We start from the raw sequence: 16666 nt of genomic DNA, 5'->3' as shown, positions 1-16666 counted from the left end.
GTCGACACCACCGGAAGCCGTAGCGGCGGCGGTAGCAGTACGGACCGGAGAACACACAGGAAAGGAGCCGTCCATGGCACGCTTCTGCGTCTGCCTGGCCCCGACAACCCGGCAGGCCCGGTCCCATGTCGAGGCGATGGGTGCGGCTGGGAACGCCCGGGCAGCCGTGGATGTCGCCGGGGCTGATCTGGCACTGATCGCGGGCGAACCCGGCCGGGCCGAAGGCCCGTTCACGGCATACGGCCTGACAGCGGTGGGCGAGGTCACCCTCCACAACCGCCCGGCCCTCCTGTCCGCGTTGCACGCCGAGGGGACCCCCGTACCCGCCCGGTGCTCCGACGGCGAACTGCTGTTGCGCTGCTGGGCGCGGCTCGGCGACGCGGGGGTGGCGCTCGCCGAGGGCATGTTCGTGCTGGCCGTGCTGGACGGCACGGACCTGATACTGATCCGCGACCAGGTGGGCGCCCGGACTCTCTTCTACGCCCGCGCCGACGGAGCCTGGGCGGCTTCGACCTCGCTGAGGGCGCTGCGGCGCTGGCCCGCGCTCGGCACGTCGATGAATCTGTCCGCGGTCCGTTCGTTCCTCACCTTCGCCTATCTGCCGGGCGAGGAGACGCTCCTGACCGGCGTGCGGGAGGTCCTGCCCGGGCGGGTGCTGCGGCTGTCACAGGACGGCACGGTCACCGAAGCGGTGCACTGGGAGCCCCGCGAGCACATCGCGCGGCCGGTGCCGCAGGATCCGACGGAGCATGTCCTGGCCCTGCGGGCGCTCCTGGAGCGGGCGACGGCCGACAGGCTCCCGGAGGCGGAGCCGGCTGCGGTCCTTCTTTCCGGCGGAATCGACAGCTCCCTCGTCACCGCGCTGGCGGCGAAGCTGCACAGCCATCCGGTACACACCTACTCGATCAGCTTCGGCGACGAACTCCCCAACGAGCTGGGCTACTCGGGCCTGGTGGCCGCCCACTGCCATACCCGCCACCGGGTCCTGAACGTGTCGGGAAGGACCGTCGCCTCACGGCTCGCGGAGGCGGCTGCGCTCCTGGACAGTCCGGTGGGCGATCCGTTGACGGTCCCGAACCTGTTGCTCGCGGAGGCCGTGGCCGCGGACGGCGCCTCGGTGGTCCTCAACGGCGAGGGGGGCGACCCCGTGTTCGGCGGCCCGAAGAACCTCCCGATGCTGGTGCAGGAAATGCACCGTGAACCGGGGGCGCCCTGGGACGAGGACCGTGCGACGGCGTATCTCCGCTCGTACCGCAAGTGCTGGACTGACCTCCCGACGCTGCTGACCGCGCAGACGCTCGACGCGCTGCGGGACGCCCCGCGCCCCCAGCGGTTCGTGGAGCCGTATCTGACTCCGGGCGCCGACAGCCCGCACCGCATGGGCCATCTCCTCAACCAGCTCCTGCACTGCAATCTGCGGACCAAGGGCGCGCACCACATCCTGACCAAGGTGGAGCGCCTGACGGCGTCGCAAGGCATCGAGGGCCGGGCACCGCTCTTCGACCGCAGGGTCGTCGACCACGCGTTCGCGACGCCGCCGACGTACAAACTCCGTGGCTCGGCGGAAAAGTGGATCCTCAAGGAGGCGGTGCGCGACCTCCTGCCCGGCACGGTCGTCGACCGCCCGAAGAGCGGGATGCGGGTGCCGGTGCAGCAGTGGCTGACGGGTCCTCTGCGCGATCTCGGGAACGATCTGCTGCTGAGCCGGCAGTCGGCCGACCGGGGCCTGTTCCGCCCGGACACGGTCCGCACCTGGATGAAGGGTGAGGGCACGCTTCTGCCCCGTCAGGGCGGCAAGTTGTGGCTGGTGCTGACGCTGGAACTGTGGCTGCGATCGTACGCGTTGTGAGGAACGAGCAGCAGGAAGCGACGAGCGGGAAGCAACCATGAACACTGAACTCACCGACCCTCGCACGGGCCGTTCCCGCGGCACGGCGCCCGTCTCCCGCGAGCCCGAGGTGGCTGTGGCCGTGGCAGCGGCCCGGACGGCGCTGGGCAGCTGGAGCGCCCTGACCCCCAGGGACCGGGCGCGGCGCCTGGACCGGCTGGCGACGCTGATCGAGGTCAGCACGGCGGAGTACGCGGCTCGTGAGCGGGCCGGGACGGGCAAGCCGGATGCGGAGACGGCGGGCGAGATCGAGCAGGTGGCGGATCTGTTCCGCTTCTACGCGACGGCGGCACGGACCCGGACGGCCCCGGCGGCGGGCCGGCTGGTGTCCGGGCACGAGAGCTGGGTGCGCTGGGAGCCGATGGGCGTGGTCGGGGTGATCGTCCCCTGGAACTACCCGCTGATGATGGCGGCCTGGCGCTGCGCCCCGGCGCTCGCCGCGGGCAACACGGTGGTGGTGAAGCCTGCGGAGACCACTCCGGACACGCTGGAACTGCTGTCGGAGCACGCCGCGCAGACCCTGGGCGAGGGCGTGCTCCAGTCGCTTCCGGGAGACCGACGGACGGGTCGGCTGCTGGTCGAGTCCCCGGTGGACATGGTCGCGTTCACGGGCAGCGGCCGGGCGGGCCTGGATGTGGCGGCACGGGCGGGGACGCGCCGGATCAGCCTGGAGCTGGGCGGCAACGCCCCGGCCGTCGTCCTCCCGGACGCCCCGGCGGACACGTATGCGTCGCTCGCGGAAGCGGCCACGTACAACGCGGGCCAGAGCTGCGCGGCGCCGGCCCGGGTCATCACGCTCACGGAGAACTACGAGTCGACGGTGGCCCACCTGACGGAGGCGATGGGTGCCCGGCTGGCAGGCCGTGACTTCGGCCCGCTGAACAACCCGGACCAGGTGGCGCGTTACGACTCCCTCGTCGCTTCCTCGTCGGCGAAGCGACAGTTGGCGGCGGACATCGCCACCCCGCCCGGCGAGGAGCACGGCCACTGGCGCGCGGCCCTTCTCCTCGCGGATCTCCCGCACGACGACCCGACGGTCACCGAGGAAGTCTTCGGCCCGCTCCTCACGGTCCAGCACGCGGACACGGTGGAGGCGGCTCTGGCCCTGGCGAACAGTGTCCCGCAGGCCCTGGCGGCCAGTGTCTGGACGACCGGTCTGGGCACGGGGCTCGATCTCGCAGCTCGCCTCGACGCGGGCGAGGCCTGGCTCAACTGCCATCTGGTGCAGACGGCGGAGCTCCCGCACGGCGGGCGTGGCTCATCCGGCCACGGAACGGACCTGAGCACGCTGGCGCTCCAGGAGTACCAACGGCCCAAGACGGTGACGGTACGACTGGCGCCCCGCATGTGAACTCCCGTCTCTGATCGAGAGGTCACCGGTGGGGCATATTCTCTCGTGCCCGTACGCCGGTCCGGCTCGCATGCCGGGTGCCGGCTGCCGCCGTGCAGGAGGGCGCGGCACAGGAATGCCTTCGCCGCGTAGACGACATCGGTGTCCGGGAAGGCCCGCAGGTAGGTGCGGCAACGTTCGCGCACCTCGCCCTCGTCGAGGAGATGGACCGGGGTTCCGGACCGCTCGGCCGCCTCGACGAGGGAGACACCCCCACCGCGACAGCACCGCGGGAGGCGAGCCGCGCCGAAGCGGGCCGGACGGACAGACTTGCGGCGTTGCCCGGCGGCACGGGAGCCACGTGCGGCATGGTCGGTACCGGCGCCGGAGCCGGCAGTCCTGGCAGTGTTGTGGTCATGTGACGCTGTGCCCGCTCCTACCGGCCCGGACGTCTCCGTCAGCGGCTCCTTGATCCCGCACACCAGACCCTTGACGCACGATTGACGACGGCCACTCGACGGGGCCGTCGGACGACCCCGCGTTCGTACTGCTCGACCGCACGCAGGCTGCTCCTCAAGAGAGCCGGCGCAGTAACGATCATCACCACGACAGGCTCGGAGCATGCTTCGTGGCGCACCTTTGAGGGCGACAAAGTCACGGGCTGCGTGGGGTGCGTCCACGGCATCGCCGGGCGAACGCCAGTCTCGCGCTGTCCACGAGCGTTCGGCACACTGTGTCGGTGACCCCGGCCAACCTCTGGTCACATCAGCTTGGCCAGATCGTGGTTGAGTTCGACGACATTGACGCGCTCCTGACCCAGAAATCCGAGAACACGTCCCTGGACGTGGTGGGCGACCAGCCTCCTGACCTTGGCGGCGGGGAGGTGGCGGGCCTTGGCGACACGGTCGACCTGTTCGTAGGCGTACGCCGGGGAGATCGCCGGGTCGAGCCCGGAGCCGCTGGCGGTGACGGCGTCCACGGGGACGGATTCGGGCGGGACCCCGTCGAAGGCGGCTACGGCAGAACGGCGGTCCCTGACGGTCTTGATCAGGTCGGCGTTGTTCGGGCCCAGGTTGGAGGCGCCGGAGATCGTGGGGTCGTAGCCGCCGACGGACGGGCGGGGCTGGAACCACTTGGGGTCGGGGCGCAGCGGCTCCTTCGCGTCCCGGGGATTCCTCTTCGGCAGGGCGAAGTTCTGGCCGATCAGGGTGGAGGCCACGGGCGTACCGTTCGTCGTCAGCAGGGAGCCGTTGGCCTGGTGGGAGAGACCGGCCTGGGCGATGCCGGTGACGAGCAGTGGATAGGCGATGCCGGTGATCACGGTGAACGCCAGCAGCATCCGCAAGGCGGTCAGATGGTGCTGGAGTACGGGGGGAGTGTGGGTACGCACCGTGGGATCGCCTTCTTCTCTCGTCAGGCCGTCTGTCAGCGCAGGCCGGGGATGAACTGAATGAAGAGGTCGAGCAGCTTGATACCCACAAAGGGCAGTGCCAGCCCGCCGAGCCCGTACACCCAGATGTTGCGGCTGAGCAGTGTCGCGGCGGAGGACGGCCGGTAGCGCACGCCGCGCAGCGCGAGCGGGATCAGCGCGATGATGATCAGCGCGTTGAAGACGATCGCGGAAGCGATCGCCGAAGTCGGGCTGTGCAGGCGCATGATGTTGAGCTTGTCCAGGCCCGGGTAGACCATCGCGAACATCGCCGGGATGATCGCGAAGTACTTCGCCACGTCGTTGGCGATCGAGAAGGTCGTCAGCGCGCCGCGGGTCATCAGCAACTGCTTGCCGATCTCGACGATCTCGATGAGCTTGGTCGGGTTGGAGTCCAGGTCCACCATGTTCCCGGCCTCCTTGGCGGCCGAGGTACCGGTGTTCATCGCCACGCCGACGTCCGCCTGGGCGAGCGCGGGCGCGTCGTTCGTACCGTCGCCGGTCATCGCGACCAGCTTGCCGCCCTGTTGTTCGCGGCGGATCAGGGCCATCTTGTCCTCGGGGGTGGCCTCGGCGAGGAAGTCGTCCACCCCTGCCTCCTGGGCGATGGCGCGCGCGGTAAGCGGGTTGTCACCGGTGATCATGACGGTTTTGATGCCCATGCGGCGCAGTTCGTCGAAGCGTTCGCGCATGCCTTCCTTGACGACGTCCTTGAGGTGGATGACGCCCAGGACGCGGGCGCCGGGCGCGCCACCGTGCCGGGTCACCTCGCCGACGACCAGTGGGGTGCCTCCGCTCGCGGAGATGCCGTCCACGATGCCGTCGGCCTCTGCCGTGGGGTGGCCGCCGTTGTCACGGACCCAGCGCATCACTGCCGTCGCCGCTCCCTTGCGCAAGGACAGGTTCTCCCGAGGGTCGTTGAGGTCGACACCGCTCATCCGGCTCTGAGCGGTGAAGGGTACGAACTGTGCCCGGTCCAGTTCTCCTTCACTGCGGCCGCGTAGCGCGTACTGCTGCTTGGCGAGGACGACGATCGAGCGGCCTTCGGGCGTCTCGTCGGCGATCGACGACAGCTGGGAGGCGTCCGCGAGCTCCTCGACGCTCACCCCGTCCACCGGCAGGAACTCGGCGGCCTGGCGGTTGCCGAGGGTGATGGTGCCGGTCTTGTCGAGCAGGAGGGTATTGACGTCGCCCGCGGCCTCCACCGCGCGCCCGGACATCGCCAGCACGTTGCGCTGCACGAGCCGGTCCATGCCCGCGATGCCGATCGCCGACAGCAGCGCGCCGATCGTCGTAGGGATCAAGGCCACCACGAGGGCCGCGAGGATGACGATGGGCTGCTCGGCCCCCGCGAAGATGGCGAAGGGCTGCAGGGTCGCCACCGCGATCAGAAAGATGATCGTGAGGGATGCCAGGAGGATGTTGAGCGCGATCTCGTTCGGCGTCTTCTGCCGCGCGGCCCCCTCCACGAGTGCGATCATCCGGTCGATGAAGGTCTCCCCCGGCTTCGAGGTGATCTTCACGACGATCCGGTCCGAGAGCACCTTGGTGCCGCCCGTGACCGCCGACCGGTCGCCGCCCGACTCCCGGATCACCGGCGCCGACTCGCCCGTGATGGCCGATTCGTCGACGCTCGCGATGCCCTCGACCACATCGCCGTCGCCGGGGATGGTCTGCCCGGCCTCGACGACGACGTGATCGCCCAGACGGAGGTCGACGCCCGGAACCTCCTCCTCTGCGGCGTCGGTCGCGCCGGGCCGCCAGCCACTGAGGCGGCGGGCCATCGTCGTCGTCCTGGTGCGGCGCAGGGTCTCCGCCTGGGCCTTGCCACGTCCCTCGGCCACGGCTTCGGCAAGGTTGGCGAAGACCGACGTCAGCCAGAGCCACGCCGTGATCACCCAGGCGAAGACACTGGGCGTCCTGACGGCCGACAGCGTGGTCAGCACCGCCCCGACCTCCACCACGAACATGACGGGGTTATGGACCATCGAGCGCGGATCCAGCTTGCGCAGGGCGTCGGGGAAGGACGTCAGAAGCTGCTTGGGATCGAGCAGTCCGCCCGAGACCCGGTGCTGCTGACGCCCGGCGCCGGGCGGGGTGGGAGCGGGAGTGGTTGACGTGGACATCAGTGCAGACCCTCCGCAAGGGGGCCGAGTGCGAGCGCGGGAAAGTACGTCAGACCGACAACGATGAGGATCACTCCGGTCAACAGCCCGACGAACTGCGGCCGGTGAGTGGGCAGGGTGCCCGCGGTGACCGGAACGGACTGCTGCCCGGCGAGCGAGCCGGCGAGCGCCAGGACGAACACCATCGGCAGGAACCGGCCGACGAGCATGACCACACCGAGTGCGGTGTTGTACCAGACAGTGTTCACGCTCAACCCCGCGAACGCCGAGCCGTTGTTGTTCGCAGCCGACGCAAAGGCATACAAAACCTCGGAGAAGCCGTGCGGACCGGAATTGAGCATGGCCGCCCTCTCCCCCGGGAATGCCATCGCCAGCCCCGCACCGACCAGCGCGAGTGCGGGCGTGGTCAGGATGTAGAGCGAGGCGAACTTCATCTCCCGTCCCCGGAGCTTCTTGCCCAGATACTCGGGCGTACGGCCGACCATCAGTCCGGCGACGAAGACCGCGACGATCGCCAGGATCAGGATCCCGTAGAGCCCGGAGCCGGTGCCGCCGGGCGCGATCTCCCCCAGCATCATGTTGAAGATCGTCATTCCGCCGCCGCCCGGCGTGTACGAGTCGTGGAAGGAGTTGACTGCTCCGCACGACGTGAGGGTGGTGGACACGGCGAACAGGGCCGAGGCCCGGATCCCGAACCGCGTCTCCTTGCCCTCCATCATTCCGCCGGCCGCGTGACCGGCGGTGCTGCTGACGCTGTGCAGTTCGTTGGCGGTCACGATGGCGACCGATGCGGCCCAGATCAATGCCATCACGGCAACAATCGCGTAGCCCTGTCGGTTGTCGCCGACCATCGTCCCGAAAGTCCGGGGCAGCGAGAACGCGATGACCAGCATGAGGTAGATCTCGATCAGGTTGGTGAAGGCGTTGGGGTTCTCGAAGGGGTGTGCAGAGTTCGCGTTGTAGAAACCGCCGCCGTTGGTGCCCAGTTCCTTGATGGACTCCTGGGAGGCGACGGGGCCTCCGGTCACGCCCTGGTGCCCGCCTGCGATGGTGGTGATGTCGTGGATTCCGTGGAAATTCTGAACAGAACCGGCGGCCACCAGAACGATCGCGAAGACGAACGCAAGGGGCAGCAGAACGCGAAGCACAATCCGCGTCAGGTCCACCCAGAAATTCCCGACGCGATCGGTCTGCTTCCTGCTGAAGCCCCGGATCAGCGCGGCCACGACGGCAATACCCACGGCCGCGGAGACGAAGTTCTGCACCGCCAGGCCCGCCATCTGGACCAGATGGCCCATGGTCGACTCGCCGGAGTACGACTGCCAGTTGGTATTGGTGACGAAGGATGCCGCGGTGTTGAACGACTGGTCCGTGGTGACCGGCTTCATTCCCAGGGACAGCAGGAGATGGTTCTGCAGGCGCAGAAATGCGTACAGGAACAGTACCGACACTGCGGAGAAGGCCAGGATGCTGCGCAGATAGACGGACCACTTCTGGTCGGCATCGCCGTTCACTCCGCCTGCCCGGTAGATCAGGCGCTCGGCCCGCCCATGGTGATCGGTGCTCAGGACGCGGGCCATGTAGCCGCCCAGCGGGCGAAACGAGAGACCTAGCGCGACCACCAGAGCGAGCACCTGGAGCCATCCCGCGAGAGTGTCGTTCATCCGGGCTTTCTCCTAGAACTTCTCGGGGAAGATCAGGCAGATGACCAGGTAGATGACGAGGCACGCGGCAACGATCAGGCCGACGATGTTTTCCACGCTCACAGGCGTCCGACCCCCTTGGCGGCCAGGCCGATGAGGACGAACACCACTACCGTGAGGCCGATGTACGCGACGTCCGACATGCGCAAGGCACCCCGCAGAGTCATCAGGGGCAGGCTTGTTCAGCCCTCCCGGTCGGAACATGGGGTTGATCCGGAATATGAGGTCGATTCGTTTCTGACGCTATATCAGTTGAGTTCGAGAATTCCCTGCCGCCCTGTGCGCCGATGGGATGACGGTGGGGTGCGGGGATTCACTCGGTGCGGCCCGATGTCGCACTGCCGCCGGGCGCGGAACTCGGAAGAGTGAGCATCGCCGAGAAGGCGGGGCCTTCATGGGTCGTCTCCAGGGTCCCGTCCATGGCCTCGGCCAAGTCGCGCGACAGCCGCAGAGCCAGGCTGTCGGCCCTGGTACTCGGAGGCCGGGAGGCCGCGGCGCTCAGTTCCGGACCTCTGACGGGCACGCCGTCGTCCACCCGAATCCTCACGCGGCCGGCCCGGACCTCGGCGGTGAAGACGGGGGGCCGGTCCGGCGGACTGTGCCGCAATGCGTCGGCCCCCAGGGCGGTCAGGGAGCGTGTGAGGAGAGCAGCGTCCGCGATCACGTCGGGCAGCTGTTCCGGCAGATGCAGAACGATCGAATGGCCGCCGGGCCCGAGGTCGTCCAAGGCAGCGCCGAGCACCTCGTTGAGGTCGACCGGACGGAGGTAGAGATCGAGTGCACCGGCGTGCAGACGACTCACATCGTCGAGATCGGTGACCAACTGCGCCGCACGGTGCACCGCCGCGCGGGCAGCGTCCAACAACCGCACCTCCTCAGGAGCAGGCGCGTCGGCGTGTCGACGCCGCAAGCGCACGAGCGCTGCTTCAGCGGTGTGCAGCGGAGCACGCAGATCACGGCCTGCCGCGAGAAGCAGGGATGCCCGGGTGCGTTCGGCGTCGGCGAAAGTGTCCGTGCCGCCGGAACGCCCGGCGATCCGCCCTCGGGCATGGGCCAGCCCCAATTCGGCGGCGCATGCGGCGAGGACGCGCTGGTCCTCCGTGCTCAGTCCCGAGCCGCGAGCAGCCAGCGTGAGATTGTCGTCGACGGGGCTTTCCACATCCGCCTCGTAGGGCTTCTCCGGCGGCCGCTCCCCGGCGCTGGCGACGACGTACCAGCGGGGCACGGGGGATGCTTCCGGATCCCTTTCGAGCAGGCTGATCGCACTGAGGCCGAAGTTCTCCCGGATCTGCTCCACCAGTGCCGTCAGATCCTGGCCACGCATCATGGCGGCGGCCAGGCGGCTCAACGCCCTCGCCTCCGATGTCGCGCGTACGGCCTGGTACGTACGCTGCGCAGCCGCTCCCGCTGCCGTGCCGACGAGAGCGGCTGTGGCGATGAAGACCACGAGCGCGGTGATCTCGTCCGGACGCTCAATGGCCAGCGAGTGCACCGGTGCGGTGAAGTAGTAATCGGCGAGCAGTGCTGCGGCAACCGCGGCGAACAGCGCGGGGTGGAGCCCGCCGACCAGGGCGACCACGACGACGGCGAGCAGATAGATCACCAGGTCGCTGGAGAGGTCGAAATGGCCACGCAGCGCGGTCAGCAGGAGCGTCAGTACGGGCAGCAGCACCGCGGCGCCGGCCAGCGCGGCCCAGTACCGTCTCGGGCCCGTGCCACGGCTCGGGCGCGGAAGCCTCACCACAGCAGACCCTGCTGCCTCCTCATGGGTGACGATGTGCACGTCAATGGGGCCGGACCTCTTGATCGTCCGCTCTCCCACACCTGCTCTCAGGAGGGAGGCGAGACGGCCGTGCCGACTCGCGCCCAGCACGATCTGGGTGACGTTCTCCGCCTCGGCGAACTGGAGCAAGGCGTCGACAACGTCCTCGCCAGTGGTCTGGTGGTAGGTGCCGCCGAGCGACTCCAGAAGGGTGCGCTGGGTGTCCAGTACCGCCGGGTCGACGCCGGTGAGCCCGTCCTCCGGGACCACGTGGAGGGCCAGCAACTCGGTGCCGGGGGTACGAGCGCTGATCCTCGCGGCACGGCGGATGAGGGTCTCGCCCTCCGGCCCGCCGCTCAGGGACACCAGGATGCGTTCCCGGGTCTCCCAGGGAGCGACGATGCCGTGTTCCGCACGGTAGCGCTGCAGCCCCTCCTCCACCCGGTCGGCGAGCCACAGCAGGGCGATTTCGCGCAGGGCGGTGAGGTTGCCGACCCGGAAGTAGTGGGTGAGGGCGGACTCGATGCGGTCCGGCGGATAGATGTCGCCGTGGACCATGCGGCGGCGGAGCACCTCCGGTGGCAGGTCGACCAGTTCGATCTGGTCGGCCCGGCGGGCCACCTCGTCGGGCAGGGTCTCCCGCTGCGCGACCCCCGTGATCTGCCGTACCACGTCGTTGAGGGATTCCAGGTGCTGGACGTTGAGCGTGGTGACCACATCGATGCCGGCGGCCAGGAGCTCCTCCACGTCCTGCCATCGCTTGGCATTGCGGGCCCCTGGAACGTTGGAGTGGGCGAGCTCGTCGACCAGCGCGACCTGGGGACTGCGGGCCAGCACCGCGTCGAGATCCATCTCGGTGAAGAGCGCACCGCGGTGGCTCAACGTACGCCGGGCAATCGTCTCCAGACCGTCGGCCATGGCCGCTGTCGGCCGACGTCCATGCGGCTCGACGAAGCCGACGACCACGTCCGCGCCTCGTGAACGCAGCCGCTGCCCCTCGGCGAGCATGGTGTATGTCTTTCCGACCCCGGGGGCGGCCCCGAGGTAGATCCTCAACCGTCCACGTGCCACCGGCGGACTCCTGCCCAGGTCACCCCCGTGTCGTGCTCGCGCCCTTCCATGGTGCGCCCCTCACAGCCGTTCCACTTGACGACACCGACGTCGACCGGCTGAGTGGGCCCGGAGTCCGCGACTCCGGGCCCACGGCGCATCGTCAGGCGCACGATTGCCGGTTCACGCCATCCGGCCTGCCGGAGCACGTAGCCCCCGCCCGGTTTCAGGCCGGACGGGGGCGCCTTTGTCGTACGCGGACATCAAGGAACTCACAGAGCCACGGACATCACGGAGCGAGGAGGTGGCCTGCGGCAACCGCCGAGGCCACGGTCCCTCCGGCCACCACAGCCGAGGCCGCGAGCAGTGGAACCCTCGGCGTCCACGTCCGCAGCGTCCGGGAGCGGGAGACACGGTCCAGCAGCGCGTCCCGGCCGCGCAGCACGATCAGGCCGACGCCGGTGAGCGTCAGCGCCATGCCGAGGCCGAAGGCGACGACCATCGCGAGAGCGATGCCGACCTTGCCGGTCAGCAGGCCGGTGAGCAGGACGAGGAAGGCGGACGGCGAGGGCAGCAGGCCGCCCGACGCACCGAGTAGCACGAGGCCTCGCCAGGTGAGGAGGGACGGGGCGTCCGGGATGTGATGGCTGTGCCCGTGGTCATGCCTGTGCGCGTGACCAGGCCCGTGATGGGGTCGGTGGTGCCTTCGGTGGCGCAGATGCCTCCGCAGCAGGCTCACCCCCACCCCTGCCACCACCAGCGCCGCGATCAGTTGGAGCCACCCCGTCAGCGCCGCGATGTCCGGCGTGCTGTTCGCCGCCAGCCACCAGCCGACCGCCAGGACGGCGACCGAGAACGTGTGCATCACGGCGACGATCCCGCCCAGCCACACCGCGTCGCGCGGCCTGCCCCTGCCGCCCACCAGGTACCCGGCGGCCAGTGACTTCCCGTGCCCCGGCGCGCAGGCGTGGAGCGCTCCTACGGCAGCGGCCACGAGCAGAGCCGGCGCGAGGGCCGCGCCGTGGTCCAGCACTGACGTCAGGTCGGTTGTCCAGGCCCCCTGGCCCGCAGCGGCCGGTGAGGCCGCGGCGGTTTCCGCGGCCCCCGGTTTCAGGGTCAGCGTCCGCGTCGGGTCCTGTGCCGTGTGCAGCCCGCCGGAGCCCGTACCCGTCACCGACAGCGTCCGGTACGCCGGGTCGACGTCCGTCAGCGCGGTGACCGTGAGTTCGATGCGGTCCACCGGTCGCGGGCAGACGAAGTGGAGCTTCATTCCGTCCGCCCGGTCCACACGGCAGGGGCTGCCGTCCTGGCGCACGACGATGTGCGAGCGCAGATAGCCCGTCTCGTCACCGCCGGACTCGTTCTTCAGCACGGCGATGTCGTCCCGCTGCGCGGACCAGGTCGCGTCGACGGCTGTGCCCGCCGCCTCGATCTTCACGACGGGAGGGGTTCCGAAGGGGTGCGCCTGTGCCGTCCCCGCGCTGCCCAGGAGCAGCGCGAGGGCGGCGGCCAGCAGGAGCAGCACCCCGTTGCGAGGTGATCGCACGGTGGTGCCTCCCCTCTACTTCCGGCGTGCGGCGAGCGCGTGAACTGTGCCGTCGTCCGCGAGGGCGAAGACCCAGTCACCACTCACGGAGAGGGCCGAGGCCACTCCCGCGCCGAGGTTGTACGAGGCGACCTGCGTCCCGCTCGCCCGGTCCAGGACGAGCAGGCGACCGTCCCACGTCCCGACGTACACATGGGACTTCGTCACCAGCGGGTGCATCGTCGGCGAACCGGCACCGGCCGAACAGCCCATGGCGACCCGCCACTTGTCGTCCAGCGGGCTTTCCCCCGCCAGATAGCCGGACTTGGACTCCCACACCGGCTTCGACGGATCGGTCGCACTCGTGTCGTAGGCGCGTACGACACCGTCCCGGCCCGCGACATAGGCGTTGTCGCCCCACACGGCCGGGCTGGTGAGCGGAGCGCGCCCCGGCTCGCAGGTGCTGCCGCCGCCCAGCTTGGACTCCCAGGTCACCGCGCCCGTCTTCGGGTCGTGTCCGCGGACGCCGTACGCCGTGAACGTCACCAGCTCGGCCTCGCCCGTGGCCGGGTCGGTCAGGACGGGCGAGGAGTGGCTGTCGATGTCGCCCGCGGTGTCCTTCACCCACAGCTGGGTGCAGGACGCGAGGTCCATGGCGATGACGGTGTTGCTCGACATGGATTGCAGGTAAGCGGTGTTGGAGCCGGGCTCGCGGATCACTGTGCTGTGTGCCTGTCCCCAGGAGAACGCGGCGTCGAAGCTGCCGGGCAGCATCGCTCCGGTCGCGGCGTCCCGGCATCGGACCGTGTAGGCGTCCTGGTAGACGGCGACCGAGCGGCGCTCCGCGCCAGCCAGCGCGAAGACGCTGACAGGTCCGCCCGCGCGACCGTAGCGGCGCACGGTGTCCCCGTGGGTCTCCTCTCGGTCGATCGACTGCCAGACGATGCGGCCGCTCGCCGCGTCGAGCGCGTAGATCCGGCCGACGCCGGTGGTCAGATGGACCGTGCCGTCGTGGAGTGTCGGTGCCGACTCGGCATCGCCGTCCAGGTACGTACGCCACAGCTCACGCCCGGAGGCGATGTCGTACGCGAGCATCATGCTGTACGGCGAGTCGAAGGCGCGGGACGAGACGATGAGCTTGCCGTCCGCGACCACCGAGCCGTTGAGATTGAACTGCTCGCCGGTGTGGCGGGCCCACCTGAGGTCGAGCCTCGCGCCGGGCTCGTCGCCGCTCGCGGACCGCCCGGCCTCGTCGCCGCCCTGCCGCAGCCAGTCCTGCCCGGTCCTGGGCTTCGCGAGCTCGGCGTCGCGCACGATCTCGAAGGTGTTCTTCACGGCGGGGAACTGCTTGCCCCGGGTGTCGTACGCGACCGACTCGGCTGTGTACGTGCCGGGCCGCAGCCCGTGCAGGGTACCGCTGGCCCGCGTCCAGGCGCCGCGTGCGTCGGGGCAGGGCTCCGGCGTGCCGCCGGGCGGGGTGTAGCAGTTCTCGATGCCGGGGCGGGACGCCCCCTTGTCGAAGCGCACGTCCTGACGCTTCACCAGATGTCCCCGGCTGTCGCGGATGGTCAGCACCGCCTTGGCGGGCGTGCGGCCGTCGTCCTCCGCGTACACCTCGACGGGAACTGCGGTCTCGGCGCCGTGCACGCTGCCCTGCGCGGGGCTGACCAGCGCGGCGTCGTCGTCGATTTCGAACTGCCGGTGAATGCCGGTCACATGGCCGGTGTCCTCGTTGCGGGGCGTGCGCGGATCGTCCGTGATCGCGCCGAAGTCGAGAACCTTGTAGTCGGGGTGGGCACCGTCGATGCCGTACGTGCCCTGATTGTTGATCTCGACGGACCGTTTGAAGGCACCGCGCCGGAACTCGGCCTGCTGGTTGTGACCGGCAGCGACCATCCGTACGTCGTACTTGGCGAGTTCGTCGATCGTCGGCTGCATGCCGGCGCCGGGGCCCCATTGGGTGAACAGGGAGCGGTGGGCGAAGACGAACACCTGCTTGCCGACCGCGTGCCGGGCGAGGTCCCGGCGCAGCCACTCCAGCTGCGGCTTCAGCCCGCTCGCGTCGTAGTTGTCCTCGAGGACGACGATGTGGCGGCCGTTGCGGTCGAAGCTGTACCACTCGGGGGCGAGGTTGCGGCGGTAGTACTCCATGCTGCCGGCGTATCCCTGGGAGGTCGCCGTGCCGCCGAAGTCGTGGTTGCCCATCACCGGATAGAAGGGGTGACCGAGCCGACCCTCTTCGAGGCCCTTGCTGAACAGGTCGTACGCGCCCTGGCGGCGCGGCTCGTCAGCGTAGTCCGTGACGGTGAGGTCACCGGTCGCGATCTGCATCGTCGCGCCGTCGACCTCGGACATCGCCTGAACCTGGCCGGTCCACTGGGGCAGCGCGCGGCGGGCCTCGTCGTCGGAGCGGTTGCCGACCTCGGGGTCGGAGTTCATGACCCACTTCTCGGTGGGGTTCGAGGCGTTGCGGTCGGGTACGAGCGCGAAGTCGACGTCTTTGCCGCCCGTCTCGGGAACCTTGTGGAAGAACTGCGGGATGTAGTCCTTGCGCATCGCCGGCGTGTATCCGTCGGGCGAGACGATGCTGACGAGGTCGGTCTCGCGCCGCTTCGGGTCGATCTGCAGGCTGTACGAGCCGTCCGCGCCGGTCGTGGTCCACACGGCGCCGTCGGTGACATCGATGCCGGGCATGGGCTGCTCGCCCTTGTCCCGCTCGCCGTTGCCGTTGCGGTCCTTGAAGACGGTGCCCTCGACAGTGACGGTGCCGACCGGATCCGCGCTGTCGTCGGCGAAGGCCGCCTGGGGCGCGAGGAAGGACAGCGCGACGGCTCCGGCGGTCGCCAGTTGCCAACGCCGCCGGGTACGGCGCAGTCCACGGACGAGGAAAGGCAGTCGGCAGACGACGAACAGCAGTACGACACCGGCGGCCGTGCCGAGCGCGACGGTGAGCCAGGGGAACGAGGGCAGGGCGTGCGCGCCACGGACGTCGACGAGCGGGGTGGCCGCAGAGGCGTCGACCGCCGTGCCGCCGAACTCGACGACGACCTGGGTCAGTCCGCCCTTGTCGATGAGCGGGCTCAGGTCGAGCGCGTCGACGTGGCAGCTCCACGCCAGCTCGATGACGACGCCGCCCGGCACACCGCCGTTGTCGCCGGGCACGCCCGAGCCGGTGGCCGGGCAGGGGGCCGAGAGCAACCCGGCCGCCCACGCACCGGCCTGCTCGGGAGCCACGACGGCGTTGTGCACGATGAGGCGGCCGCTGGTGACAGCGTCACCGGGCGCGACCACGAGTTCCGCATGCTCGCGCGTGACATGAGCGGACGCGGCCTGAGCGCCGATGCCCAGCACGAGGAACAGCAGCGCGAGGGCGAGCCCGGCTGCTCTGCATATGTGTTTCATAAAGCGGACGTTAATGATCCGCTGTTCGGTTACCTGCCGGTCCTGAGCGACTTCACGGAGCCGTCCGGAAGTGTTCAACGTCCCGTTCATGGCTGTTGGGTCACGCGGGGCTCTTGCGACATGCCATGCGCGCGCTGTCTGCGGACCGCGCGCACGGACGCCGACCAACCGGAGTTCACCGGCCCAGTACGGCCCGCGCTGGACCGGGTCCTTCACGGTGACGGGCAAGGGTTCTTGGCGCAGCGCCCTCGACCTGCTCAACGCCGCCCAGGACAGCTGACGCGGCCGGTTCGTCGCGCACTTGCCACCGCACCGCCGTTCCGCGAGCACGACGTCGGGGAGCCTGGGATTCCCCCGTATCCGCTGGCAGTTCATCAACGGACGCCTCGGCCTCCCGGCCGACTGCCGGCAAGCTCCCGACCCCGTCCGGCGTCTCTTCGACCAGGCGTTC

At 69.7% G+C, this 16666-nt stretch carries 10 protein-coding genes; 3 read left to right on the top strand and 7 right to left on the bottom strand.

The window, feature by feature from the left end; genetic code table 11:
* Positions 1–73 precede the first annotated feature (73 nt).
* The 3 genes from GA0115254_RS31055 (at position 74) to GA0115254_RS47915 (ending at position 3640) form a co-directional block, all read left to right on the top strand.
* On the top strand, positions 74–1849 hold the full coding sequence (locus GA0115254_RS31055) for an asparagine synthetase B family protein (protein ID WP_093898599.1): 1776 nt from the start codon (positions 74–76) through the stop codon (positions 1847–1849).
* A gap of 37 nt (positions 1850–1886) precedes the next feature.
* On the top strand, positions 1887–3239 hold the full coding sequence (locus tag GA0115254_RS31050) for an aldehyde dehydrogenase family protein (protein ID WP_093898598.1): 1353 nt from the start codon (positions 1887–1889) through the stop codon (positions 3237–3239).
* 92 nt (positions 3240–3331) lie between these two features.
* Complete coding sequence (locus tag GA0115254_RS47915) at positions 3332–3640, top strand: hypothetical protein (protein ID WP_176740371.1); 309 nt, start codon at positions 3332–3334, stop codon at positions 3638–3640.
* 338 nt (positions 3641–3978) lie between these two features.
* Here GA0115254_RS47915 and kdpC read toward each other — a convergent pair whose 3' ends face one another.
* The 7 genes from kdpC to GA0115254_RS31015 form a co-directional block, all read right to left on the bottom strand.
* Complete coding sequence (gene kdpC / locus GA0115254_RS31045) at positions 3979–4608, bottom strand: potassium-transporting ATPase subunit KdpC (protein ID WP_256102862.1); 630 nt, start codon at positions 4606–4608, stop codon at positions 3979–3981.
* A gap of 35 nt (positions 4609–4643) precedes the next feature.
* Entirely contained in the window at positions 4644–6773 is a 2130-nt protein-coding gene (kdpB, locus tag GA0115254_RS31040; protein WP_093898597.1) for a potassium-transporting ATPase subunit KdpB, read from the bottom strand.
* Positions 6773–8437: a potassium-transporting ATPase subunit KdpA gene (kdpA, locus tag GA0115254_RS31035; protein WP_093898596.1), complete on the bottom strand. Its 1665-nt coding sequence runs from the start codon at positions 8435–8437 to the stop codon at positions 6773–6775. The genes kdpB and kdpA overlap by 1 nt, the downstream gene beginning before the upstream one ends.
* 12 nt (positions 8438–8449) lie before the next feature.
* Positions 8450–8539, bottom strand: a complete 90-nt coding sequence (kdpF, locus tag GA0115254_RS31030) for a K(+)-transporting ATPase subunit F (RefSeq protein ID WP_093898595.1) — start codon at positions 8537–8539, stop codon at positions 8450–8452.
* Between the two features lie 250 nt (positions 8540–8789).
* A complete protein-coding gene (locus GA0115254_RS31025) occupies positions 8790–11309 on the bottom strand; it encodes a sensor histidine kinase (RefSeq protein WP_093898594.1) in 2520 nt (839 codons plus the stop codon).
* Positions 11310–11577: 268 nt separating this feature from the next.
* A complete protein-coding gene (locus GA0115254_RS31020) occupies positions 11578–12834 on the bottom strand; it encodes a HoxN/HupN/NixA family nickel/cobalt transporter (RefSeq protein ID WP_256102861.1) in 1257 nt (418 codons plus the stop codon).
* A 15-nt stretch (positions 12835–12849) separates the two neighbouring features.
* On the bottom strand, positions 12850–16215 hold the full coding sequence (locus tag GA0115254_RS31015; protein ID WP_256102860.1) for an outer membrane protein assembly factor BamB family protein: 3366 nt from the start codon (positions 16213–16215) through the stop codon (positions 12850–12852).
* Between the last annotated feature and the right edge of the window lie 451 nt (positions 16216–16666).

This window comes from Streptomyces sp. Ncost-T10-10d (genome assembly GCF_900091955.1).
Taxonomy (GTDB): domain Bacteria; phylum Actinomycetota; class Actinomycetes; order Streptomycetales; family Streptomycetaceae; genus Streptomyces.
The sequence above is the reverse complement of the archived record's forward strand: the minus strand, read 5'-3'. Positions and strand labels throughout refer to the sequence as shown.